Below are 25,967 nucleotides of genomic sequence, written 5' to 3'. Positions count from 1 at the left end.
AAAACAAGACATTAAAACGAATATAGTTTTTACAAAATGAGCAATAACAATGTCATAAAAGTAAAAGATTTAACCAAAATGTTTGGTGATTTTATTGCTGTAAATGCCATAAATTTTGAAGTAAAAAAAGGTGAAATTTTTGGCTTTTTAGGAGCTAATGGAGCAGGAAAAACCACAGCAATAAAAATGCTCATCGGAATTTCACATCCAACTTCTGGAAACGCAACTATTGCAGGATTTGATATTTATAAAAACACAGAAGACATTAAGAAAAACATTGGTTATATGAGTCAAAAATTTGCCCTTTATGACGATTTAACCGTTAGAGAAAATATTACTTTTTTTGGTGGTATTTATGGCCTTTCTAGAAAACGCATTAAAGAAAAATCAACTACTTTAATTAAAGAATTAGGTTTAGAAGATGTTTCCAAAAATTTAGTGGGTTCACTTCCCTTAGGTTGGAAACAAAAAATAGCTTTTTCAGTAGCATTGTTACACGATCCTAAAATTGTTTTTTTAGATGAACCTACTGGTGGTGTTGACCCAATTACACGCCGTCAATTTTGGGAAATGATTTACAAAGCAGCACACCAAGGCACCACCATTTTTGTAACTACTCATTATATGGATGAGGCCGAATATTGTGATCGTGTTTCAATTATGGTAAATGGTAAAATTGAAGCTTTAAACACACCTAAGAAGTTAAAATCTCAATTTAATGTAGAAAGTATGAATGATGTCTTTTTAAATCTAGCAAGAGGATGAAAAGGTTTATAGGTTTTGTAAAAAAAGAATTCTACCATATTTTTAGAGATAAACGCTCTTTGTTTATTCTATTTGGAATGCCTATTGCTCAAATATTACTGTTTGGTTTTGCTATTACTAACGAAATTAATAATGTTGATATCGCTATATTAGACCATTCTAAAGATGCAACAACAAAAGAAATAATTAATAAAATTTCAGCTTCTCACTATTTTAGCATCAATCAAATTATTGAAAAAGAATCAGATATTGAACCTATTTTTAAAAAAGGAAAAGTAAAAGCTGTTTTAAGTTTTGAAAAAGATTTTAGCAAAAAATTAATTACACAAAATCACTCAAACATACAAGTAATTACTGACGCTACAGACCCAAATACGGCCAATACTATTAGTAATTATGTTAATGCAATTCTTCAAATTTATCTAAAAGAACAAAATAAAAACCACACATCAGCTTACCAAATAATAGCTCAAACACGCATGGTTTATAATCCTGAATTAAAAAGTGTCTATATGTTTGTTCCTGGTGTAATGACCATGATTTTAATGCTAGTTTCTGCCATGATGACTTCCATCTCTATTACACGAGAAAAAGAATTAGGCACCATGGAAATTCTATTAGTATCACCTATAAAACCATTTCAAGTAGTTATTGGAAAAGTGTTTCCTTATATTTTTCTATCCATAATTAATGCTATAACCATCATTTTATTAAGCCTTTTTATTTTTAAAATGCCCATACAAGGGAGTCTATTTTTATTAGGATTAGAAAGTGTTCTATTTATCATTACATCGTTGGCTTTAGGCATACTTATTTCTACCATTTCTGCAACCCAACAAACTGCAATGATGATATCGTTAATGGGACTTATGCTTCCTGTTATTTTATTGTCTGGATTTATTTTTCCTATTACAAGCATGCCAGTTCCAATGCAGATTATCAGCAACATAATACCTGCAAAATGGTTTATTATAATAATTAAAGGAATTATGTTAAAAGGTGTAGGACTGCAATTTATTTGGAAAGAAACCCTCATCTTATTGATAATGACAACATTCTTTATTGGGTTAAGTATCAAAAAATATAAAATTAGATTGGAATAATGAAGAAGCTAGGATACATCATTCAAAAAGAATTCAAGCAGATATTTAGAAATAAAGCCATGTTGCCAATTATTTTTGTAATGCCTCTAATTCAACTTTTAATTTTGGCAAATGCAGCAACTTTTGATGTAAAAAATATTAAGTTTGGATATATAGATAATGATCGTTCTTCAACATCAAGAGCATTAATTGAAAAGTTTAATGCATCTTCTTATTTTAATATAGTTGCAAATTATCCTGCACAAAAATTAGCAAAAGAATCCATGCAAAAAGGACATGTTGATGTACTCTTAGAAATTCCAATCCATTTTGAACGCGATTTACAGAATCAAAAATACAATTCGCTTGGCGTAACCGTAAACGCTATTGATGGTGCTGCAGCAGGTGTTGAAAACGTATATATTACCCAAATAATTCAAAGCTTCAACAAAAAACTAAAGATAGATGTAACACAAGCATCTGACCATTTACAAGTTCAACCTTTTAACATTACCACAATACCTTCTTTTTGGTATAATAAAACCTTAAACTATAAAACCTTTATGGTTCCAGGTATATTGGTTCTATTAGTTACTATGATTACCTTATTTCTGTCGGGAATGAATATTGTTAGAGAAAAAGAAATTGGCACTTTAGAGCAAATAAATGTTACTCCAATTAATAAAAGTCAGTTTATTATTGGTAAACTATTTCCTTTTTGGATAATAGGTTTGGGCTTACTTACCATAGGTTTACTCATTGCAAAACTTGTTTTTAATGTACCCATGGTTGGTAGTTTAGCGTTAATGTATTTTTACACGTCTATTTACATTCTAGTAGTTTTAGGTATCGGGTTATTTATTTCTAACTTTACCGACACCCAGCAACAAGCCATGTTTATTGCTTGGTTTTTTATGGTTATTTTTATTCTAATGAGTGGTCTTTTTACACCTATAGAAAGTATGCCAAAATGGGCACAATACATCACTGAATTTAACCCTATAAAATATTTTGTAGAAGTAATGCGTATGGTAATGTTAAAAGGAGCTGGCTTTAACGATATTTTACCTCAATTTTTAAAAACCTTAGCTTATGCAACTATTATGAATACTTTAGCGGTTTACAGTTATAAAAAAACCAATTAATCCCAATTGATTTTGTAGTTTTGTATTTAGAATCATTCTAAAAAACAAACATGTTAGACATTCAAAAAGTAAGAACTGATTTTCCTATTCTAAAACGAGAAGTTAACGGATATCCATTGGTATATTTAGATAATGCTGCCACCTCTCAAACTCCGCAAGTTGTTATTGATGCTATTGTTGATTATTATAGCAATTACAATGCAAACATCCATCGTGGCGTGCATACCTTGAGCCAAGAAGCTACTGATGCCTATGAGCAAGCCCGACAAAAAATACAACTTCATTTTAATGCCAAGCATGCTCATGAAATTATTTTTACTTCAGGTACAACACACGGTATAAATTTAGTTGCTAACGGATTTTCATCCTTACTGAAAAAGGGAGATGAAATCATTGTTTCTGCATTAGAACACCATTCTAACATTGTACCTTGGCAAATGCTTTGCGAACGTACTGGAGCAGTTTTAAAGGTAATTCCAATGAATGATAATGGCGAGTTGATAATGGATGTTTACAAAGATTTACTCTCTAACAAAACAAAATTGGTATTTGTAAATCATATTTCTAATGCTTTAGGAACCATAAACCCAATACAAAAAATTATTGATTTAGCCCATAATAAAGGTGCTGCTGTTTTAATAGACGGAGCACAAGCCTCTCCGCATATAAAAGTAAATTTACAACAATTAAATGCCGATTTTTATGTTGCTTCAGCCCACAAAATGTGCGGACCAACAGGCGTTGGAATTCTATACGGAAAAGAAGCATGGCTTAACAAACTACCACCTTACCAAGGAGGTGGTGAAATGATTGCCGAAGTTACTTTTGAAAAAACTACCTATGCAGATTTACCGCATAAATTTGAAGCAGGAACACCTAACATTTGTGGTGGAATTGCTTTTGGTGTTGCCATTGATTACATGAACAACATTGGTTTTAATAACATTGCCAATTATGAAAACGAATTGCTAAAATACGCTACCGAAAAATTATTAGAAATTGAAGGTTTAAAAATTTATGGTCCTGATGTTTTGGGAGCTAAAACATCTGTAATTTCTTTTAATATTGAAGGCATTCATCCTTATGATATTGGGTCAATTATAGACAAACTGGGTATCGCTGTACGTACTGGACACCACTGTGCCCAACCTATAATGGATTACTTTAAAATTCCAGGAACCGTTAGAGCATCTATTGCTTTTTATAACACCAAAGAAGAAATTGATAAACTGGTAGTGGCGGTAAAAAGAGCGAAAGAGATGTTGAGTTAAACTTAGTAATTAAACTCCTCTTTTACCTGAAACTTATTTAACTTAAAAGTATTTATAGAATTTATAAACCTCAAATAATTACGGTTTAAACCGTAATTATTTGAGGTTTTTTATTCAATATTTTGCGGTTAATTTTTCTTTTTTTTTTTAATAAAAAATTAAATTGCCTAAGAATTACTTGTTTCTTTTTGATTTAAAGAAAAATACAAAATCATAAAAAACAATTATAAAAACCTCCAGTTGAGGTAAATAAATAAAGATACGCTTAAATATGTTTAATTTAAAACCAGTTGCCTATGTAAGTTAACCAGCCCCACTGGAGAAAGTACGAATTTATATTTTTTTGGTCAGAAAATGCCTCCTCAAATGTTAAAAAAGATTTTCATTAAAAACCCAGAAAAATTTAATTTAAAAATCTTATTAAGATGAAAAAAATAATGCTAGTAACAATATGTGCTATTAGTGCTTTTACTTTACAAGCTCAAACTACACAAACGGAAAATATTGATGCCTGTGCGGAACAGGCATTAAGTCTTTTAGAGACTTATGAATATGAAATAGGTGAAGAAGTTGATGATGACACCGCGACAGATATTTTAAACGCAATGTATGCCGTATGCTGGTGTGAAACTAGTGATATTCCTGATCCAAATTGTCCTGGCTTATAATTTAAAATAGGGATTATCTTTTCTCTAAACGATAATCCCTTTAAAAACAATTAATATGAGAATATTATATATAACTATTATTTTTTTATTATGCTTTTCTAGTGGATTTAGTCAAATAGAACAAGCTGTGATTAATTATGGCGTAAAATTTTCAAATAATAAAAAGGACTCCCTTAATAAAAAAAATTCATTGGCTTATGAAAAGTTTAATAAAATTGTGAAGCAAGCCGAAAATATTGAGATGGAATTAATTTACAAAAATGGTTCATCATCTTTTGAAAATGCAAAGGCAATGTACGTTGATGATAATCAAAATTTACTTATGAAATTAGCAATTTTATTCTCAAAACTAAGAGGTAATTATTACGCAAAAGTAAAAGATAAAAATGTAATATTAGAAAAAGAATTTAATGGGACAAATTATTTGATTTTATCTAATTTTAACAAATATCAATGGAAGTTGGGTACAGACGTTAGAAAAATTAGCGGATTTTCTTGCTACAAAGCGACTACAATTAAAACCTATATATCTCGTAAAGGAAATATCGTTGAAGTCCCAATTACAGCTTGGTATACACCAGAAATACCTATTGCATTAGGGCCTAAGGATTATGTTGGACTACCTGGTTTAATTTTATCTATATCCGAAGGTAAGATTACTTATTATGCCACTAAAATCGATTTAAAAGCTAACAAAGTAAATGTGCAATTTCCAAAAAAAGGAATAAAAATTACTGAAAAAGAATTCGAAAAATTAACTGATGGTACCACTAAGGCATGGATAAAAGAAAGACAATAAATGAAGTAACTTCCTTAATCTATGATATTTGTGAAGCTAATTAATTAAAACTTAGTAAGAGATGAGATAATTATCTCATCTCTTTTGAATAAAATTATAATTATGAAAATATATAAATTGGTATTGCTTTTATTGTTTGTCAATCAAACTTTCTGTCAAGTTGATCATGGATCAATAAATTATAAATTTACTGTTATTGATAATATATTAGATAGTACTACTATCTCAAAAAAGGATAATAGTGCAATGTTAAAGTTTGTAAATAATAGTATAAAAAAAAATTCTGACAAAATAAACTTCAAATTAGAGTTCAATAAGAATGAATCATACTATGAAATGATTGATGAATTAATTGATGAAAGTGACAAGAGTTATAAAATTGCCTTAGCATTAAGTCAATCAAAATGGAGTTACTATATCAATGTAGCAGATAATGAAAAACTAGAACAAAAAAATGCTTTTGGGCAAAACTTTATCGTTAAGTATAATTTATCTGATTTAAAATGGAAATTATTAAAAGATACTAAAAAAATAGATGGCTATAATTGCTATAAAGCAACATCGGTAAAAATTACGAAAAACAGTAAAGGCACTTTTGAAAAACCAGTAATTGCATGGTATGCTCCTGAAATACCAATTAAGTTTGGACCAAAAGGTTATGGTAATTTACCAGGATTAATTATGGAGTTACAAGAAGGAAATTTGAATTATTACGCATCAAAGTTAGTGTTTAATCCGAAGAAAAAAACTACTGTTAAAAAACCTAATAAAGGCAAACTAGTTACAAAAGACGAATTTGACAAAATAAGTGAAAGATCTGGTAATTGGGATAAATAATCATTAATACTTCAAAAACGGTAAATACAATTATTATTTCAATATAAATGTTCAAAATAAGAATAATATTATATCTCTTTTTTTTATTGTGTACAGTTTCTATCTATGCACAGACTATTTTTGGAAAAATTACTGATACTATACAAGCCCCCTTACCTTACACCAACATAATCGCTAAACCGTCATCAGAAAATGTAGCCATGGCATTTGCTATAACTGATGAAAAAGGCAGGTATAAATTAGAGTTGCAAGCAAATGAAAGCTATACAATTACAGTTAGTTATTTGGGGTTTCAGCCTTTTAGTTTTGAAGCTAACCTTACTAACGATAGTACAAAAAACATTCAGTTAAAACCATCTACAAACGAACTTGATGAGGTAATTGTAATACAGGATATTCCTGTGCGGGTTAAAGAGGATACAATTACCTATAAAACGGATGCCTTTACTACTGGTACTGAACGCAAATTAAAACAAGTGCTTAAAAAATTACCCGGTGTAGAAGTGGATAAAAACGGTGGGGTAACCGTAATGGGTAAGAAGGTAAATAAACTATTAGTAGATGATAAACCTTTTTTTGGTGGTGGTACAAAATTAGGTGTAGAGAACATTCCCGCCGATGCCGTAGATGGTGTTGAAGTAATTGATAATTATAATGAGGTAGCCATGCTGAAAGGACTTTCGGATAGTGATAAAATGGCAATGAATATCAAATTGAAGAAAGATAAAAAACGATTTCTTTTTGGTGATGTTGAAACTGGTGCTGGTACAGAAGAACATTATTTGGTTCACCCCAATGTATTTTATTACAGTCCAAAAACCAATGTAAATTTTATTGGTGACTTAAATGATATTGGTGTAAAATCATTTACCATAAAGGATTATTTAGATTTTGAAGGGGGCATCGGCAAAATGATGAGTGATCCAAGTTCTTATTTTCAACTCTCAAACAATGCCTTTTCAAATTTTTTAAGCAATCAAGATATAAAAAGTGGTATTAATAAATTCGGTGCTGCAAATATTAGTCAAGAAATTGGTTCTAATTGGAATATTTCTGGATATAGTATTTATTCAAATACCAAAAACCAAACTCAAGTTGAAACTCAAAATCAATATTTGATCGAAAATGAAGAAACCATTGAGAATAAAATTGTCAATGGGAGTACGGATAATTCATTTTTTTTAGGAAAGCTGTCCTTGGACTATGCTCCTAGCTATAACGATGATGTATCTTATTCTGGTTTTTTCAAATCATCTAACAATAATGATTTTGATGGAATATCTTCAGTTACTCCAAATTTAAGTACAAATCTGGATTCTAGAACAGAAAACAAAACCATTACCGTTAAACAAAATGCAGAATGGCATAAAAAACTATCTAGAAAACATACCACTTCGTTAACGGTAAACTATCAATATGATAAAAGTAACCCGAATACCAATTGGCTAACCAACCAACCCATTTTACAAGGGCTGATTCCTATACAAAATGATAATGAATATAATATCAATCAAATAAAAAGTTTAAAACTACACAACCTTAGTTTACTGTTTAAACATTATTGGGTACTCAACAGAAGCAATCATATTTACACAACAATTGGTAATAATATTTTGGATGAAGAGTATATTACTAATGAATTTCAAGAATTAACCAATGGCTCAATTAACAACTTTAATACTGCTGACTTTGGTAATGATTTAAATTATAGAATTAACGACTTTTATATGGCAATGCAACACAAGTTTAAAGTTGGAATTGTCGAGGTAAAGTATGGTACTTCGGCACATTATTACCATTGGAAAGCCAATCAATCCACAAATACTCATAAAAATAAGTGGGTTGTACTACCTAATTTTTTGACTAAAGTTGAATTTAGCAGTTCTGAAAAAATAAGGTTCAATTACAATCTAAAAAGTAGGTTTTCTGATGCTCCAAAATATGCTAATAAATTTCAGTTGGTAGGTTATAATGCAATAACAAGTGGTAATGAAAACTTAGAAAACGAACTCTACCATTCCGCAAGTTTATTATATACCAAATTTAGTTTGTATAGAGGAATAATTATAACTGGTTCGGCAACATTTAATAAAAAAGTTAAAAGTATCAGAAATCAACTGCAGTTGCAAGGAATTAATCAATCTTCTACGCCTATTTTAACAGACAACCCTGAAACTAGATGGATGTTTTTAGGTGGAGCTAGAAAAACGATAGGAAAATTTACTGTCAAGGCAAATACTAATATAATGCTCTCCGAATATTTTCAAGAGGTAAATAGTGTATTATCAAAAAATAAATCAAATTCAACAGGTTTTGGTTTGGAATTGGGTACAAACTTTAAAGAGTGGCCGAATGTTGAAATAGGTTTTAAAAAGAATTATAGTAACTTTTCTTCTGAAAATTTAACTTCAAAATTTACAAATGAAAATCCTTATATTAATCTTGAATATGATTTTTTAAATGGGTTTATCTTTGAAGCAGATTATTCAAGCAATACGTATAAAGACAATAACAATCAAAAAAATAATTACGAAATTGCCAATGCTTCGCTATTTTATCAAAAAGAAGATAGTGCTTGGGGTTTTAAAATTAGTGGCACCAATATTTTAGGAGCAAATTATAAAAATAAAAATTCATTCTCTGAATATATTATTTCCGACCAAAGAACCTATATTTTACCTAGAATTTGGTTGTTTTCAATTACTTATAAATTATAACTACTTCCTCCCAAAATCTGCAGGAATTTCGCCCCACGCTTTGGTTTCCCATTTTAAAACAGGTGTGGAATAGGTATTTTCTTTTAACCACTTTTCGGCACGTTTTACAAGTTCAAACAACGGTTTGTTTTCATCCGTAATTTGTAAGTTGGTTTGGCATTGTCCCTTCTTTACCCAACTTATAGCAATTCTAGAATCGGAATAGATAGGTAAATCAATCTTTTTTTGTTTTAAATAACCCAATCCGTGTACTAAAGCTAAAAATTCACCAATATTATTAGTACCTTTTTCAAAGGGGCCTTGAATAAATAATTGTGATCCTGAATGCGTTTCTACACCTCTATACTCCATTTTACCAGGATTACCACTACATGCAGCATCTACAGAAATAGATGGTACTATTGGCTTTCCTATTTTTTTTAACTCTGCTTCTGAAAGTTTTATTTTTTTTGTGTCTTTTCCTTTATAGTCTTCGTAATTTCCTTTTATGGCTTTCTCTGCCTCCTCTTTTGAAGCAAAAGATTTATATTGAGCTCCTGCAAAACCATCAATCTGCTTCTTACAAGTATTCCAAGAAGAAAAAACACCAGTTTTCTTCCCTTTCCACACTACATAGAATTTCTTTTTTGCCATTGTTAATTACAAATTAAATTAGAGTATAAACACCTAAGAGCTACACTCCGTATTTTCAACACAAAATATATTTTGTTTCTTGTTAATCTCTCAAAGAGACAATTCCATTATTGAACTTGGTTGTTAAGAATTACTTTCTCAATTACTCTAGGAAAATGTTCGTATTCCAATTGATGTACTTTTTTAGCAACATCTTCAAAAGTATCTTGTGCATCAACCTTAACTTTTGCCTGAAATATAATTGCTCCTTCATCATAATTTTCATTTACATAATGTATAGTAATTCCTGTTTCTTTCTCTTTATTGTTAATAACAGCCTTGTGTACAAAATCTCCATACATTCCCTTTCCACCATATTTTGGTAATAATGCAGGATGAATATTAATAATTTTACCCTCAAAAGCATTAATTATTTTTTCAGGAATTTTCCATAAAAAGCCAGCTAAGACAATTAAATCTGCATTATTCTTTAAGACATTTAACACCTTGTCAGTATTAAAAAAATCGTCTCTATTAAAACTAAAGTTACTGATATTCAACCTTTCACATCGCTCTAAAACTTTGGCATCTTTCTTGTTTGAAAGCACTTGTGTAACAATAACCTCTTTACTTTTTTGAAAATATTTAATTATATTCTCTGCGTTAGTTCCAGAGCCTGAGGCTAAAATAACAATTCGTTTCATGCTGTAATTTGTTTTTTGTCACACAAAAAAAAGAATTATTATTAACAATTACTGAGGAATAATCTAAAAGTTAAACAAATTTTTTTAAATTAGTCCTCATATTTTAGTGGCAAATAGGATATTTCAATTAAAGTTTTATATTTTTGCCCAAATTAAATTAAAAATTAGAAAATTATGTCAGACATTGCATCAAGAGTAAAGGCTATTATCGTTGACAAACTAGGCGTTGACGAGAATGAAGTAACTAATGAAGCTAACTTTACTAACGATTTAGGAGCAGATTCTTTGGATACTGTAGAGCTAATTATGGAATTTGAAAAAGAATTTGATATTCAAATCCCGGACGATCAAGCAGAAAATATTGGAACTGTAGGTCAAGCAATCAGCTATATAGAAGAAGCTAAAAAGTAATCAAAAGATACTTAACTTATAAATTACGAGCAAAACACCTAACAGTGTTGCTCGTAATTTTATCATCATCAATCATCGAACCTTTCTTATTCATATGGAATTAAAACGAGTAGTTGTAACTGGACTAGGGGCTTTAACACCAATTGGTAATACTGTTGACGAATACTGGAAAAATCTAGTAAGCGGCGTAAGCGGAGCTGCACCAATAACCCATTTTGACGCAACTAAATTTAAAACTCAGTTTGCATGTGAAATTAAAAACTTTAATCCCACAGATTTTTTTGATAGAAAAGAGGCACGTAAAATGGATAAATTTACGCAGTATGCCATGGTTGCCTCTGACGAAGCTATATTAGATTCTGGATTGGATTTAGATACCATTAACAAAGAGCGTGTTGGCGTAATTTGGGGAGCCGGTATTGGAGGTCTTGAAACTTTTCAAGACGAAGTTTTAAATTTTGGAAAAGGAGATGGTACTCCTAGATTTAATCCTTTCTTTATCCCTAAAATGATTGCTGATATTGCCCCTGGTAATATTTCAATCAAAAATGGATTTATGGGACCAAATTACACCACAGTTTCTGCTTGTGCATCATCCGCAAATGCGATATTTGATGCTCTAAACTATATCCGTTTAGGACATTGTGATGTCATTGTAACTGGTGGTAGTGAAGCTGCCGTAACCATGGCAGGCATGGGAGGTTTTAATGCCATGCATGCATTGTCTACAAGAAATGAAAGTCCAGAAACTGCTTCTAGACCTTTTGATGCTACCAGAGATGGATTTGTATTAGGAGAAGGTGCCGGAGCTATTGTTTTGGAAGAATATGAATATGCCAAAGCACGAGGAGCGAAAATCTACGCCGAAGTTATCGGGGGTGGATTATCTTCAGACGCTCATCATATGACAGCACCACACCCAGAAGGTAAAGGTGTAATAGTAGTGATGAAAAATTGCTTAAATAATGCAGGGTTAAAGCCCGAAGAAGTTGATGCCATTAATACACATGGTACTTCCACACCATTAGGTGATGTAGCTGAGCTAAAAGCTATTAAAGAAGTTTTTGGAGATCATGCAAAAGATATCAACATCAACTCTACAAAATCTATGACAGGGCATTTATTAGGTGCTGCTGGGGCAATTGAAGCCATAGCATCAATTTTATCAATTGAACATGGTATTGTACCTCCTACAATTAACCATGCAACGGTTGACGAAAATATAGATCCAAGTCTAAATTTAACACTTAATAAGGCTCAAAAAAGAGATGTTAAAGTTGCCATGAGTAATACTTTTGGTTTCGGTGGTCATAATGCTTGCATAGTTTTCAAAAAGCTAGACGCTTAATAATTAAAATGAGTTTTATTAGTAACATCTTAAAATCTCGATCTGAACAAGACGAGAAATTTTTGGCTTCAATTCGAAAAATAATAGGATTTAGACCTAACAACTTAAAATACTATAAAAGTGCATTTACGCATAGCTCTGTAAAAAAAACTACTGAGACAGGAGCTCCTTTAAATTACGAAAGATTAGAATTTCTTGGCGATGCCATTTTAAGTTCTACCATAGCAGTCTATTTATATAAAGAAATACCAAATGGTTCTGAAGGAGATTTAACTCAATTACGTTCTAAAATTGTAAGTAGAGAACATTTAAATGAAATTGGAAAAGACTTAGCTTTAATTAACTTGATAGATAGCAATGTACCAAAGAAAAATTTTGGCAACAACGTACATGGTAATATGTTTGAAGCATTGGTTGGAGCTGTTTATCTAGACAAAGGCCATGATGTTTGTGATAAATTTATAAATAGAAAAGTTATTGAACCTTATGTAGACCTTGAACGTTTAGAAGGTAAAATAACCAGCTATAAAAGCGTATTAATAGAATGGTGTCAGAAAGTAAAAAAACACATTAATTACGAAGTTTACGAAGACACAGGAAACGATACAATAAAACACTTTAGTGTAAAATTATTTATAGATAATAAAATATTATCTAAAGGACGTGCTACTTCTAAGAAAAAAGCAGAAGAAATAGCATCTAAACGTGCTTATTACAGATTACAAGATGTGATATCCATATAACTTACACTATAACGATTTCGTTAAAACATTCTCTTAATTATAAAACAATCGTTATTTTCGCATAAATAGTTTTACTTATGTCTAAAATACTATCATTAGGATTTGAATTTGAACATGATTACATCCTAATAGGCATTAATAGTACTCTAGAAGATTATCGATTGGCTTATTTCTTAAATCGAGAGTTTAACATAAAATTAAATTGCAAACCAGAAGGGCTGTGCTTTAATGATAAAGATTGTTCTTTTAGTTTTTATGATTATGAATGTAATACTAGCTTTAGTTCATGGTCGTTATTAGCGAATAAGCAAATACATACATCAGCAAATGCAAATGCAAATAATTTGTTTCATGAAGATACTAAAACAAATTATTTAATTAATGAAAAAAAGGAAGTAGATTTTTTTCTAAAAATAGATGGAGACATTGATTTGGAAGAATCTGAACTTACCAAAAAAATAAAAAATATAAAAGGAGTAATAACCTCATACATTATTAATCCACAAAACTTAAAATCAAAAGATTATTTAATTTTTTAACCTATGCGAAAACGTAAAAAAACAAAAATTGTAGCAACATTAGGTCCTGCCTGTGATACTTACGAGATTATTGAAGAAATGATGACCGTTGGTGTTAATGTTTTTAGAGTAAATTTTTCTCATGCAAATTATGAAAATGTTGCTGAGAAAATAAAAATGATAAGAGAAATAAATAAAAAATTAGGTTATAATGTAGCTGTTTTAGCGGATTTACAAGGTCCAAAATTACGAGTTGGTGTTATGGCTGAAAAAGTAAAATTAAATAAAGGCGATAAATTTATTTTTACTACTGATGAGTGTGAAGGAACTAAAGAAAGAGCCTACATGACCTATCAACAATTTCCTAAAGACGTAAAACCTGGTGAAAAAATATTAGTAGATGACGGTAAATTATTATTTAAAGTTATTAGTACTAATGGTGAAAATGAAGTAGTAACTGAAGTTTTACGAGGTGGTAAATTAAAATCTAAAAAAGGTGTTAACTTACCAAATACCGCAATTTCACAACCTGCACTTACTGAAAAAGATAAAAAAGATGCTCTTTTTGCTATAAAAATGGAAGTAGATTGGATTGCCCTTTCTTTTGTAAGACATGCTGAAGATTTAATTGAATTAAGAGAGTTAATTACTAAACATTCCGATTTTAGAATTCCTATCATGGCTAAAATTGAAAAACCTGAAGCTGTTGCTAGAATTGGTGGTATTACACCTTATTGTGATGGTTTAATGGTTGCTAGAGGCGATTTAGGTGTAGAAGTTGAAATGGAAAAGGTACCTTTAATTCAGAAAAAATTAGTGCTACAAGCTAAAAAAGCAAGAATTCCTGTAATTATTGCTACTCAAATGATGGAAAGTATGATTACAAGTCAGGTTCCTACTAGAGCTGAAGTAAATGACGTTGCCAATTCAATTATGGATGGTGCTGATGCAGTAATGTTATCAGGAGAAACATCAGTAGGTGAATTCCCTATTGAAGTTATTCGTAAAATAAGATCTATTATTGAAAATGTAGAAGACTCACCATTAATTACGAGATCTGAATCATTTATTAGAAGTGTAAACGAACGCTTTATCTCTAAAACAATCTGTTATCAAGCGGCTAAAATGGCTGATGATATTGGTGCTTCTGTTGTTACTACATTAACAAATAGTGGGTATACTGCATTTCAAATTTCTGCATGGAGACCAAAATCACATATCTTAGCTTTCTCAAATAATAGAAGAATATTAGCAATGCTAAATCTACTTTGGGGTGTAAAAGCTCATTATTATGATGAGATGAAATCTACTGATGATACCATAGACGACATTAATACAGTTGCTGTAAACAAAGGTTATGCAAAGCAAGGTGATTACCTTATTAACATCACTTCTATGCCAGTAAAAGCACACGGAATGGCAAATACTATGAGAGTTAGCCAAATAGAATAACTACATCTTAACCCTCCCTATAAAAAGGGAGGGTATAAATACACAATGCTATAAAATAAGGATAATCTCTAATATTTAGAATTTGTTTTAATGAAAAGAGTATTACTTGGAATTGGTATTGCATTTGTCGCTTTCTTTATCCTTAGATATTTTGAAAATAAAAAAGACGACAAAGCAATTTTGTATGAAAACTCTATGTTACTTCAAGAGCAGATTAAAAATGTAGGGAAACTTATTGTAACAGAAGGGCATTTTAGTGAAGTTTTTAATTATAAAAATTCTAAAGCTCTATTTACAGATTATTTTACCGCTGACAAAAAAGCCTTAGTAGTTGTTAATGCAGATGTTACTATTTCTTACGATTTAAGTAAAATTGAATACCAAATTGATGAAGAAACAAAAACACTACATATACTTAGTATTCCAAAAGAACAAATATCTATTAGTCCTGACTTAGAATACTACGACATACAAGCTGATTATTTTAATCCTTTTGGTGCTGACGACTACAATAAAATTAAGGAAACTATAAAATCTTCTCTGATTAAAAAGTTACAGAAATCAGACTTACAAAAAAATGCAAAAACACGTTTATTAGAAGAGCTTAGTGATTTCTATATCTTAACCAATCAATTGGGCTGGACATTGAAGTATGAGGAAAATACTATTTCGAATAAGGAAGAGCTTTTTGAGTTGGAACTTAAAAAATAAATTAGCAGTCTTCAGTCCACATTTTTTCAGCTCCTGTAAGGTTTGAGCGTTGGCTGAAAGTTTGAAAAACCTGACAGATAGATCTTACAGTCATTATTCATAAATTTCCTGCCAAAACTCACTATAAAAATTTACAGTTTCTAATAAATCTTTATGGTTGCCACTTGAGGTGATTTCTCCATTTTCCAACACGTAAATACGGTCGGCGGTGTTTTTTAGAGTGTGCAGACGGTGTAAAATAAACAATACGGCAATATCCTCTTTTAATTGAGATAATAGTTGGATCGTAAATTTTTCCGTATTTCTATCCATGGCAGACGTGGCTTCATCTAAAATTAAAAACTGGGGTTTTTTGTAAAGTACTCTTGCCAAGGCAATAATTTGTTTTTGTCCGCCCGAAAGATTGATACCTTCTTCGCCCAACAGCGTAGCGTAGCCCTGTGGCAGTTCAGCAATAAACTTTTCAAAACCGTTTTCTTGGCAGAATTTGATGACATCTTCGGGATTGTCTTCGCTTCCCAATAAAATATTGTCCAATACATTGCCGCTAAAAATATTTATTTCTTGTGGTATAACACCAACAATATTTCGCCAATGCTCTGTTGAAATATTTTTAAGCTCATATTCACTATTGACGATTATCGTCCCATTTTCAAAAGGATAAAATTGTTGTATAATTTGCCCCAACGTACTTTTACCACTACCACTTTCGCCTACTACTGCTACAAAATCACCTTTCTTGATTTATAAATTGATATTTTTTAGCAATTGGCTTCTTCCTGCAAAGCGAAATGAGAGGTTTTTGATTTCTAGGGATTGGAAAGACTCTATGTTGAAACCTTTTTTGCTATCCGATTCTAATGATGTAAATTCAAACATTCTGTCAATAGCAATTTTAGCCTCTTGAATTTGAATATTTGCCATAGCTAAATTAGAGGTTGAATTCATTAAAATTCCCACCAACTGTAAAATTGCAATGATAACGCCAGCCGTTATGCTACCTTCTATAATTAGATAAATGCTAAAAGTTATAGTACCAATAATAAAAATGCTTGAAATAAGGTCATTGACAACGCCGAAATTCAAACTTAATTTGCTCAAATTATAAACCGCTGTTTGAAAAAATTCGTAAACAGCATTTGTTTTGTTTGAAAAAACAGACTCCTTATTGTTGGCTTTTATCGTTTCAATTCCGTTGATTGTGTCAATGTAATTGCTTTCGTTTTTGGCGTAAGCCTGCATTGTTGAGCGTTGTGCTTTTATAATCTTTGGATTAAAATAAAAGACAATTATACCATAAATGGTAATCCATAATAACGTAATATAGCCGAGCCTTTTGTCATAACTAAATATCGCAATAGTCGTTACAAATATCATTAAAATATCAATCATTATATTTCCGATAATATTAGCAACGGTCCGTTGAATTCTACTTGTATCGTTCATTCTGGCAACCATATCGCCAATTTTACGAGTGTCAAAGAACAATTTTGGTAGTTTTAATAAATTACCATAGAAATATCCAATCACTCTTATATTAAAATCTCTGCTCTGTCTTATCAAAAACAAACTTCTAATATAACCTATAAAGGCAGTAATAAGGAAAAGGAAAAATAATAATGCAACACTTGAATATATTTTAAAACTGTCTTTAGAAGGTAGTAGAACATCAATTAGTTTTTGCGAATATACAGCCGTTGCCAAACTCAAAATAGCCAACAAAACACCTAATAGTAAAGCCATAGAAAGCAGATTCATATCTTCTTTAACATAGTGTAACAGCCATGCTGTTTTTTGCTTTCTTGTTTGCTTTTTCTTTGGTAAATTTTCGGTAGGCTTACATAGCAACAAGGCTTTGGATTGCCATATTATATCCAATTCTTCTGATGAGATATATTCTGTTTTTGCATTTGAAGGGTTACTGATTAAAAAAGCATCCTTTTTGTTGTTATAACCAAAACACACAATATAATGTTGTAATTCGTTTTCAATGAGTATGTGCAGTATGGTTATCTCTTTGGTTTCTTTTAAGATTTCTATGGTAGCCTCAAACCCTTTGGTTTCTAAACCAATTTTATTTGCACATTGCAACAAACCCAGCATGGTTGTGCCATTAGAGCTGGTACCACTATATTCTCTTAATCTTTCTAAAGAAGCATCACTATCAAAATAATTAAGTATGGTTTTTAAACAAACAACACCACAGTCGGATTGGTCTTGCTGTTGATTGTGGGATTTACTCATTGTACAGTGTAAGCTCTAGTTCAAGTGCTAAAAGAAAATCTCTTTTTTCATGCATTTTTTTTGCATCTAAAAGCACCCACTTTTCAGTTGATTTTGGTTTAGCAAATAATTTAGCAAGGCTAAAATCATCACTAGGGATATTAGAGAATACTAGCCCCGGTCTATTTACTTTTTTGACTATAACATTTCCGTTTGTATCAAGCTCGCCAACCATTTCAACTGCAATAAATAAACCTTCAACATCATAAATAATAAATTCTTCTGATAAGTCAACTTCAATATTCTTATCGGATTTTTCACTACAATTTATGATAATAGGTTTTGTTAAAAGCGGTTTGTTCGGTAAGTTGTCTTTTATGGAAAATAGCATTAGCTTAATGATACTGTTATAATTGGGTGTTTTTTTATGTTCTTTATAGTAAAAAGATAAACTTTTATTTGTGCGTATTGTAATTTTATTTACAAAAGCCTTTTCATTTTTTGCTGGTTTTAAAAGCATTCCAATTTGAAAATCCGCTTCTGGGTACCACATAAGTTTATTTTTTTTGAAGCCTACTTTTTTTATAACAGGTTTTTTTGTAGATAAGTTAATATCATCTAACTGCTCAAATTTGGGAGGTAAATAGATGGTATCTTTTAGGTTTTTAACTTTTTCAAGGATGGTTTTATATCCCAAGCAAGAAATGCTAATACTATCATTTAAACTAATGTTACTTAGTTTAAACAACCCTTGCTCATTACTGTAAAAACCACTATTGTCTTTAATCATTAATACGTTGACATATGCTATTGGTTCTTTTGACAAAGAATCAATGATGGTATAACTTTGAGAATAGCTAAAATTATAAATAACTAAAGCTAGATATAAACATAGTCTGTTAAGTTTTATTGATCTCAATAATTGCTTTTGAAGATTCATAATATAAGTATACATTAAAGGAGGGTAGTTATACCCTCCTTATTAAAAATTAGCACGCTGCCCCTTCAGTGACAGGAGTTTTATTGAACTTGATCCAAAACATTCTATAAGATTTGGTACAATTCCTATAACAACTTCCAGCAATTTCGTAGGTATCACCACAAGTCTTGTCATTCCCCCAAAACTTACCTCCCTCAAGGTTTTCTAATTTTTCTAAAGATAATTCTTTCATAATTTTTAAAAGTTTAAATTAATATTAAATTTTTCTTATTTTTTGTGAAGGTTATACAAGTAAACCTCTTCTATCTAGGCCTAAAATTGATAGCTAGTTAAAATTCATTTCCATTACCATGGCAAATGCAAACCAAATGACAACACCTACTCCATACGTTTTTGCTGTAAACAGCAAAGATTTTATGTAATTCTTTTTAATTACTGTTTTTATACCATAAGCCAATAATAAAATAAAGACAAGATGTGTTACACTTATTGTATCTAATGGCATTAACAAATAAGACGGTACATCCTGCTCATTAATATAATCGGTTATATATAGTTTATCTTCAATACTTTGTAAAGAGGCTACTGTAAATGTTAGATTGCTAAATTTTACCCAACAAATAACAACTATTTGTACAATAACAGTTACCAAAAAACTCAAGGTAACAGCCTTTAACACCTCTTTAATTTTTACTTTATAGTTAAAAAACAACAAACCTATATTTAAACATATAAAGCAACCAATAAATTGCAAAATGGTAAAAACCCCTTCTTGTAAAAATTTCATGTAAAAACTACTTCTTTGCTGGTTCAAAGCTTCTGTCCGTACTTCTTCATTAGTAAACCTATAAATCTCTTCCATATAACTTAGGGTCATAAAATATTGTAAAAGAAATACAAGTATTATCAGTATAGGTATTACCCAAAACCATTTTTGGTAATTCATTTTCAATAAAGGATGTTCTTAGAAAAGAAAACTAGAAATATTATTTTAAACTAGGTTTCCAATACATTACTTAATGTATTGAAGCTAAATTATAAAAAGGAATTTCAATAGAGCCATACAATTGGTAAGGTAAAACCGTCCAATTATATAAAACCTCTCTCTCGGGCAATTCTCAATAATTCTTTATTGCCATTGGTTTTAATGTTAAAAATCCTTTTAAGGTGTCTTTTTCTTTTTTCGATACCTGCCATTTCTAAAGGTAAAATATTGGGTAGCTCCTTTATCTGACAACCTAAAGAAAGTTGATAAAGCAATTGTCTATCAATTTTATCAATTACAAAATTGTCATAGTTATTATTGTTTAATAACTTTAATATAGAATTGCTATAGTAAAAATTGTCTGTAATTACGGACTTTATTGCTTCTGTAATCTCATTAGGGCCTGCTTCACTTTTAATCATTAAAGCCATAGGTTTTATATTTTTGAGAATAGTATAAAGGCGATAGTTGTCATTTAAGGAAGTATTTATTATTATTTTAGATTTGGGTAGCAATTGTTTTATTTTCACTCCTAAATTTTCTCCAGATAAAATTTGTCCATCTTTAGAAGCTGGTAATTGGATATCTAAAAAAATAATATCAATTGGCTTCTCATTACATGACTTAATTTTATGAAATGCCTCATCACAATTAGTTGCTACATCAATTTGAAATTTAAAATCGACATCGGCATTCTCTAAGATTAATTTGTAAGCATTGATAATTAGCTTATGATCTTCAATAATTAAAACTTTCAGGACTTTCTTCATCTTATGCTATTAAACATTGTAGACCAAGCAATTTAAGAAATTTAAAAGAAATTACATGTATGTTAACATTACTGGTAGTAGGGAAAATCCTTACTTTTTTAGTAAAAAAAGTAATAAAACTATTCTTCCTTCAATAAACTCGTAATAAAATACACTTCAAAAGCTAAAAAATAAAGATAATACTTTGCAGCTATTATTGTTCTGATAGTTCTTGTTTTTTTATGTAGAAAGGAAGGAGTGTAGTTTGTTACAAAATCTTTTTCATATCCTTTTCTAACAACGTTAACCCATCTTTTATTAAATGAGCAATGGATTTATTTCCCGCTAAGGTTTCAAGATAGTTAATGATGTTCTTTTTAAATTGAGTATTTTCTTTATACACCAATTCCACAATTTCTAATGGCAATAACCATTCATTAGGAAATTCTAATTTTAGAATAATAAAAATTTCTTCTAATCTTATGTAATTGAGTTTTCCTTTTTCTCTTATTTTACGAACTTCACCATATAAATCGTGTAATTTTTTATCCTTTTCAGTATATGATATTTTTTGTGTTTTTTCCTTTGGAGGCTCAAAAGATAAGCCAAAATTCTCTGCATCTGCCACTCCTGAATAAGCCGAAATTACTTCTTTGCCAACAGCCATATCATAAATACCCCAATCTGGATGAAACAATAAATTTTCTTTATGTTTTACCGTACAATTTTTAAAAGAAATTAGAATAATTTTACCTTGTAAATTTCGTTTTCCGGTAATAATCTCACCTGATACAGAAATTTGTCCTTCAAATTTTAGATGTACTACTTTTCCTTCATAGATACCATAAGCCTCCAAATCTGTTGGAGACATATCTTCTATAGCAATATTTATTCCTTTTAATTTACCAATAGGAGAACCGAAACCATCTGCATGTTGCGTTATTCCATGTCCAATCAGCTCTTTATTCTTATAAGCCAAAGCTGTTTTATCAATAGTTTTAACATAAACAGGGTTTTCATTTTCATCAGCAATTACTTCATTAAAATTACCTGAAATTTGAATGCCTGTACTCAACTCAATAGTTCCTAAGTTTTTAGAATCTATCAATTTTTTAATTCCTTTTAATCCTCCATTACGCAAGGCCATTTTATTGGCATATTCTTCTAATACCAAACTTAAATGAGCAAAATCTGGAGTTACAAACAATTGTGGTTGTGGTTTTGTAATATCAAAATCTGTATCTGCAGCTTCAATAGAATAAGGTACTTTCTTAACTTTTTTACTCATACACCATTGGCTTTCTCCAATAGATGACAACAAACCTGCTCCATAAATTTTAGGATTTTCTACGGTACCAATCAATCCATACTCTACCGTCCACCAATGTAAATTTCTGATTTTAGCCATCTCACTAAGCTCCGTCATACTTTTAGCAACTTCTGCAACCCTTTTGTCAGCTTTAATTATTTCATTTTTATCTGTATTTGGATTCTCTTTAATGATAGATAAATGACGAATAGCTTCATACAATTCATAATCTTTAGAAGAGGAAATTGCCTTGCTTCCTATTTCACCGAAACGCCTTAAGTATTCGGCATATTCCGGATTTGCAATAATTGGGGCATGCCCAGCAGCTTCATGAATAATATCAGGAGCTGGTGTATATTCTATATGATTAATTGTTCTGATATCAGCGGCTATTACTAAGGTATTATACGCTTGAAATTCCATAAAAGCATTGGGAGGAATAAAACCATCTACCGAAACTGCTGCCCAACCCAATTCTTTTAAAATACGATTCATTCCTTGCATTCTAGGAATGGTATTTACTGAAATACCTGCTTTTGCCAATCCAGGAATGTAAGATTTATGTGCAACTTTAGCCAAATAATCAATGTTTTTACGCATTACATACCGCCAAACTGCCTGATTTTGATACGTATACTCATTATACGGTTGGCGTATTACAAAAGCTTGTAAATGTTTGGGTAGTCTTGCAATTATTTTGTTGGACTTAAAGTTCATTACTCACATAACTAATTTTCTCCCGTAAAGTTAATCATTTTTAGAATGTATAATTTAAATCGCTTTTTAAATTAATTGTATCTTTAGTCCGACAAAATAAAAGTTAATTATTATGAGAGGTAGAAGTGGATTTAAAATTAGATTGCTTATTGGAGCTGGTATTATTTTGTTTACCCTATTTAATTACTACTCAAAACGTGAAACAAATCCTTATACAGGAAAAAAACAAAGTATTGCTTTAACTACCGAACAAGAAATTACATTAGGCTTAGAAAGTTTTCCACAATTAACAGAACAATATGGTGGGCTACATCCTAGTCAAAAAGATCAAAATATAGTAGATAGAGTAGGAAATACATTAGTAAATAGCAGTATTGCAAAAGAAACTCCTTATAATTTTGATTTTCATCTGTTGCGAGACCCTGAAACCATCAATGCTTTTGCATTGCCAGGTGGACAAATTTTTATAACCTATGCCTTGTACTCAAGATTACAAAACGAAGATCAATTGGCTGGCGTTTTAGGTCATGAAATAGGTCATGTTGTAGGTAGACATTCTGCAGAACGAATTGCCAAACAAGGATTAACCCAAGGAATAATTTCTGGTGTTTTAGTTGGCGGTGGTGATGGTACAGGACAAATGGCTGCTATGATTGGCAATGTTATTAACATGAAATATGAACGTGGTGATGAACTAGAAAGTGATGAGCTAGGAGTTAAATTTATGTTAGATGCTGGCTATCAACCTGAAGAAATGATAGGCGTTATGGAAATTTTAAAAGAAGCTGCTGGACCAAATAAAGTACCTGAAATGCAAAGTACACATCCAGATCCTGAAAATAGAATGGAGAAAATTAAAGAAGCTATTGAAAAGTATAGAAAATAAATTATGGGCTTTAGAGTGCTAAAAATAGCATTAAGCCACAACTCTAATTCCTATTAAAATTAAAACGTATAAAACAAAAAAAAGCGAAATGATACCATTTCGCTTAAAAGAAGTCTATTTTAACGAGTTAAGAATAACTGAAATCTATTTTCGTTTTGCCTTTCTCTCAGCTTTTTGAGATTTTAAAGCCTCTTCAATAATTTTATAAGTATCATGTGCCTTTGATATTTTAGCGTATTTTAAGGCTGTGTATCCTTTATCAGATTTAGCTTTTAAATTGGCTCCGTTAGCAATTAATAATTTTACAACATCAACTCTATTATACCTAGCGGCATACATTAATGGTGTCATTCCTACAGATTTTTTATCAATATCAACCCCTGCCTCTATCATACTTTTTACAGCTTTATAATCTCCTGTAGTAATTAATTTACAAAAAGCGTCTACATTGGTACTATAAACAATATTCAAATCCATATTGTTTGTTTTAATATGAGTTCGATACTTTTCAGAATTAACGTTTTTAGTAGTATCTTTGATAGGATTAGCATTTGCTGTTAATCCAAGAACAAGTGCTGATAATAAAATTAAATTTTTCATAATATATTTAGTTTTAAGTTACATAATAAAGACGACGTCATTCTCCATTTCGTTACTTTATTTGTTTCTAATTAACCAAAGTTTAACCGTTTCTTAAAAAAATGTTAGCACTTTTAATATAGTGTTAAATTAACTATAACGTTATTGTTATTAATTGGCTACTTGTACTTATTTCCCTTGAAAAATACTTAAATTTGTAGTTCATTTTAATGAACTGATTTAAACCAGTTCTAAACTAAATTTTAGATATCATGAACAAGAAAGTCATTTTAATTATCCTTGATGGATGGGGTAATACTCAAAATCCTGAAGTATCAGCAATAGCACAAGCAAATACACCTTTTATAGATTCACTTTTAAAAAAATATCCTCATGCTAGCTTAAGAACTGATGGGTTAAATGTTGGTTTACCAGAAGGGCAAATGGGAAACAGTGAAGTTGGTCATATGAATTTAGGAGCAGGACGTATTGTGTATCAAGATTTGGTTAAAATAAATAAAGCTGTAGAAAATGGAACAATGGCAGATGAAGAAGAACTTAAAAAAGCCTTTACCTATGCAAAACAAAATAATAAAAATGTACATTTTGTAGGATTGGTTTCTGATGGTGGTGTTCACTCTCACATAAATCATGTTAAAGGTCTAGTTACCGCTGCTAATAAATTTGGATTACACTCTTACGTCCATGCTTTTACAGATGGTAGAGATGTAGATCCTCATTCTGGTAAAGAATTTATTGGAGATTTAAACAATCATCTATCAAAAAACAATGCCCAATTGGCATCAATTATTGGTAGATATTATGGTATGGATAGAGACAAACGATGGGAACGAGTTAAACTAGCTTACGATGCCATGGTTAACGGTATTGGTAAAAAATCGCACAATGCAGTGGAGGCTATCCAAGAAAATTATGATGAAGGTGTTACTGATGAGTTTATTAACCCAATAGTTATGGTTGATACTAATGAGCAACCAATTGCTACCATTAATGAAGATGATGTTGTTATTCTATTTAATTTTAGAACAGACCGAGGAAGACAGATAACAGAAGCATTGTCACAAAAAGATTTTCCTGAATATAATATGAAAAAGCTAAATCTTTATTATGTAACAATGACCAATTATGATGATAAATTCAAAAATGTTCATGTCATTTACAATAAAGAAGATTTGTCAAATACTCTAGGGGAAGTATTAGAACAAAATAATAAAAAACAAATAAGAATAGCAGAAACAGAAAAATATCCTCATGTTACATTTTTCTTTTCAGGAGGTAGAGAAGATGAATTTGTTGGTGAAAAACGATTAATGTGTCCATCGCCAAAAGTAGCTACTTATGATTTGCAACCTGAAATGAGTGCAAATGATATTACTGCTGCAATTTTACCTGAATTAGATAAACAAGAAGCTGATTTTATCTGTTTAAATTTTGCTAACACAGATATGGTAGGTCATACCGGTGTTATGTCTGCAGCAATTAAAGCTGCCGAAACAGTTGATAAATGTACAGGACAAATTATTGAAAGTGTTTTAAAGAATAATTATACTGCCATTATTATTGCAGATCATGGAAATAGTGAAACTATGATTAATGAAGATGGCTCTCCAAACACAGCTCATACTACTAATCCTGTTCCAATTATAGTAGTTGATAAAGATATTAAATCCGTTAAAGATGGTATTTTAGCAGATATTGCTCCTACCGTTTTAAAATTGATAGGTATCGAAAAACCAGAAGTAATGGATAGAGAATCATTAGTTTAAACCTAGTAA

25 protein-coding genes are annotated in these 25,967 nt (G+C 30.5%); 16 read left to right on the top strand and 9 right to left on the bottom strand.

Annotated features, from left to right (window positions below):
- Nucleotides 1-36 precede the first annotated feature (36 nt).
- The 8 genes from EGM88_RS14905 (at nt 37) to EGM88_RS14870 (ending at nt 9,284) form a co-directional block, all read left to right on the top strand.
- Entirely contained in the window at nt 37-765 is a 729-nt protein-coding gene (locus EGM88_RS14905) for an ABC transporter ATP-binding protein (RefSeq protein ID WP_123899216.1), read from the top strand.
- On the top strand, nt 762-1,868 hold the full coding sequence (locus EGM88_RS14900; protein WP_123899215.1) for an ABC transporter permease: 1,107 nt from the start codon (nt 762-764) through the stop codon (nt 1,866-1,868). The genes EGM88_RS14905 and EGM88_RS14900 overlap by 4 nt, the downstream gene beginning before the upstream one ends.
- Nucleotides 1,868-2,992 (top strand): ABC transporter permease, encoded by a 1,125-nt coding sequence (locus tag EGM88_RS14895; RefSeq protein ID WP_123899214.1) that lies wholly within the window; start codon nt 1,868-1,870, stop codon nt 2,990-2,992. The genes EGM88_RS14900 and EGM88_RS14895 overlap by 1 nt, the downstream gene beginning before the upstream one ends.
- A gap of 50 nt (nt 2,993-3,042) precedes the next feature.
- Entirely contained in the window at nt 3,043-4,263 is a 1,221-nt protein-coding gene (locus EGM88_RS14890; protein ID WP_123899213.1) for an aminotransferase class V-fold PLP-dependent enzyme, read from the top strand.
- Nucleotides 4,264-4,688: 425 nt separating this feature from the next.
- Complete coding sequence (locus tag EGM88_RS14885) at nt 4,689-4,931, top strand: hypothetical protein (protein ID WP_123899212.1); 243 nt, start codon at nt 4,689-4,691, stop codon at nt 4,929-4,931.
- A 55-nt stretch (nt 4,932-4,986) separates the two neighbouring features.
- Entirely contained in the window at nt 4,987-5,730 is a 744-nt protein-coding gene (locus EGM88_RS14880) for a GLPGLI family protein (protein WP_123899211.1), read from the top strand.
- Nucleotides 5,731-5,832: 102 nt separating this feature from the next.
- The gene (locus EGM88_RS14875; RefSeq protein ID WP_123899210.1) at nt 5,833-6,567 is read left to right on the top strand and encodes a GLPGLI family protein; all 735 of its coding nucleotides are present in this window, start codon (nt 5,833-5,835) and stop codon (nt 6,565-6,567) included.
- A 47-nt stretch (nt 6,568-6,614) separates the two neighbouring features.
- On the top strand, nt 6,615-9,284 hold the full coding sequence (locus EGM88_RS14870; protein WP_123899209.1) for a TonB-dependent receptor: 2,670 nt from the start codon (nt 6,615-6,617) through the stop codon (nt 9,282-9,284).
- On the opposite strand, the gene EGM88_RS14865 is transcribed toward EGM88_RS14870, so the two are convergent.
- Nucleotides 9,285-9,917, bottom strand: a complete 633-nt coding sequence (locus EGM88_RS14865) for a ribonuclease H1 domain-containing protein (protein ID WP_123899208.1) — start codon at nt 9,915-9,917, stop codon at nt 9,285-9,287. It abuts the gene before it with no gap.
- 107 nt (nt 9,918-10,024) lie between these two features.
- A complete protein-coding gene (purN, locus tag EGM88_RS14860) occupies nt 10,025-10,600 on the bottom strand; it encodes a phosphoribosylglycinamide formyltransferase (RefSeq protein WP_123899207.1) in 576 nt (191 codons plus the stop codon).
- 174 nt (nt 10,601-10,774) lie between these two features.
- On the opposite strand from purN, the gene EGM88_RS14855 reads away from it, so the two are divergent.
- From EGM88_RS14855 to EGM88_RS14830, 6 genes are all read left to right on the top strand, one after another.
- Complete coding sequence (locus EGM88_RS14855; RefSeq protein WP_117883955.1) at nt 10,775-11,011, top strand: acyl carrier protein; 237 nt, start codon at nt 10,775-10,777, stop codon at nt 11,009-11,011.
- A gap of 94 nt (nt 11,012-11,105) precedes the next feature.
- Nucleotides 11,106-12,359, top strand: a complete 1,254-nt coding sequence (gene fabF / locus EGM88_RS14850) for a beta-ketoacyl-ACP synthase II (RefSeq protein ID WP_123899206.1) — start codon at nt 11,106-11,108, stop codon at nt 12,357-12,359.
- Between the two features lie 8 nt (nt 12,360-12,367).
- Nucleotides 12,368-13,102 carry a ribonuclease III gene (gene rnc, locus EGM88_RS14845; protein WP_123899205.1) on the top strand — a complete coding sequence of 245 codons (735 nt, stop codon included), beginning with the start codon at nt 12,368-12,370 and terminating at the stop codon, nt 13,100-13,102.
- Between the two features lie 77 nt (nt 13,103-13,179).
- On the top strand, nt 13,180-13,641 hold the full coding sequence (locus EGM88_RS14840; protein WP_123899204.1) for an IPExxxVDY family protein: 462 nt from the start codon (nt 13,180-13,182) through the stop codon (nt 13,639-13,641).
- A gap of 3 nt (nt 13,642-13,644) precedes the next feature.
- Nucleotides 13,645-15,072 (top strand): pyruvate kinase, encoded by a 1,428-nt coding sequence (gene pyk / locus EGM88_RS14835; RefSeq protein WP_123899203.1) that lies wholly within the window; start codon nt 13,645-13,647, stop codon nt 15,070-15,072.
- Nucleotides 15,073-15,162: 90 nt separating this feature from the next.
- A complete protein-coding gene (locus tag EGM88_RS14830) occupies nt 15,163-15,783 on the top strand; it encodes a DUF4230 domain-containing protein (RefSeq protein WP_123899202.1) in 621 nt (206 codons plus the stop codon).
- A 93-nt stretch (nt 15,784-15,876) separates the two neighbouring features.
- On the opposite strand, the gene EGM88_RS14825 is transcribed toward EGM88_RS14830, so the two are convergent.
- The 6 genes from EGM88_RS14825 to EGM88_RS14800 all read right to left on the bottom strand — a co-directional run bounded on the left by EGM88_RS14825 (nt 15,877) and on the right by EGM88_RS14800 (nt 22,706).
- Entirely contained in the window at nt 15,877-16,527 is a 651-nt protein-coding gene (locus EGM88_RS14825; protein WP_123899201.1) for an ATP-binding cassette domain-containing protein, read from the bottom strand.
- Nucleotides 16,528-18,027 carry an ABC transporter transmembrane domain-containing protein gene (locus tag EGM88_RS14820; RefSeq protein ID WP_123899200.1) on the bottom strand — a complete coding sequence of 500 codons (1,500 nt, stop codon included), beginning with the start codon at nt 18,025-18,027 and terminating at the stop codon, nt 16,528-16,530.
- A complete protein-coding gene (locus EGM88_RS14815) occupies nt 18,020-18,925 on the bottom strand; it encodes a carboxypeptidase-like regulatory domain-containing protein (RefSeq protein WP_162497593.1) in 906 nt (301 codons plus the stop codon). Before EGM88_RS14815 ends, EGM88_RS14820 begins: the two co-directional genes overlap by 8 nt.
- Nucleotides 18,926-19,271: 346 nt before the next feature.
- A complete protein-coding gene (locus EGM88_RS14810) occupies nt 19,272-19,823 on the bottom strand; it encodes a hypothetical protein (protein ID WP_123899198.1) in 552 nt (183 codons plus the stop codon).
- A gap of 212 nt (nt 19,824-20,035) precedes the next feature.
- Nucleotides 20,036-20,701, bottom strand: coding sequence for a response regulator (locus tag EGM88_RS14805; protein WP_123899197.1), 666 nt, complete (start codon nt 20,699-20,701; stop codon nt 20,036-20,038).
- A gap of 247 nt (nt 20,702-20,948) precedes the next feature.
- On the bottom strand, nt 20,949-22,706 hold the full coding sequence (locus EGM88_RS14800; RefSeq protein WP_123899196.1) for an aromatic amino acid hydroxylase: 1,758 nt from the start codon (nt 22,704-22,706) through the stop codon (nt 20,949-20,951).
- A gap of 112 nt (nt 22,707-22,818) precedes the next feature.
- On the opposite strand from EGM88_RS14800, the gene EGM88_RS14795 reads away from it, so the two are divergent.
- On the top strand, nt 22,819-23,592 hold the full coding sequence (locus tag EGM88_RS14795) for a M48 family metallopeptidase (RefSeq protein WP_123899195.1): 774 nt from the start codon (nt 22,819-22,821) through the stop codon (nt 23,590-23,592).
- Nucleotides 23,593-23,736: 144 nt separating this feature from the next.
- Here the strand turns inward: EGM88_RS14795 and EGM88_RS14790 are convergent, their stop codons facing one another.
- Nucleotides 23,737-24,192, bottom strand: a complete 456-nt coding sequence (locus EGM88_RS14790; protein WP_238988460.1) for an ankyrin repeat domain-containing protein — start codon at nt 24,190-24,192, stop codon at nt 23,737-23,739.
- A 251-nt stretch (nt 24,193-24,443) separates the two neighbouring features.
- Here EGM88_RS14790 and gpmI point away from each other — a divergent pair, with 251 nt between their 5' ends.
- On the top strand, nt 24,444-25,958 hold the full coding sequence (gene gpmI / locus EGM88_RS14785; protein ID WP_123899194.1) for a 2,3-bisphosphoglycerate-independent phosphoglycerate mutase: 1,515 nt from the start codon (nt 24,444-24,446) through the stop codon (nt 25,956-25,958).
- The last annotated feature ends 9 nt before the right edge of the window (nt 25,959-25,967 follow it).

Origin of the sequence: Aureibaculum marinum, assembly GCF_003813905.1 — a bacterium.
In the GTDB taxonomy this organism is placed as follows: domain Bacteria; phylum Bacteroidota; class Bacteroidia; order Flavobacteriales; family Flavobacteriaceae; genus Aureibaculum; species Aureibaculum marinum.
Note: the sequence above shows the minus strand (reverse complement) of the source record. Positions and strands in the feature narration are given on the sequence as shown.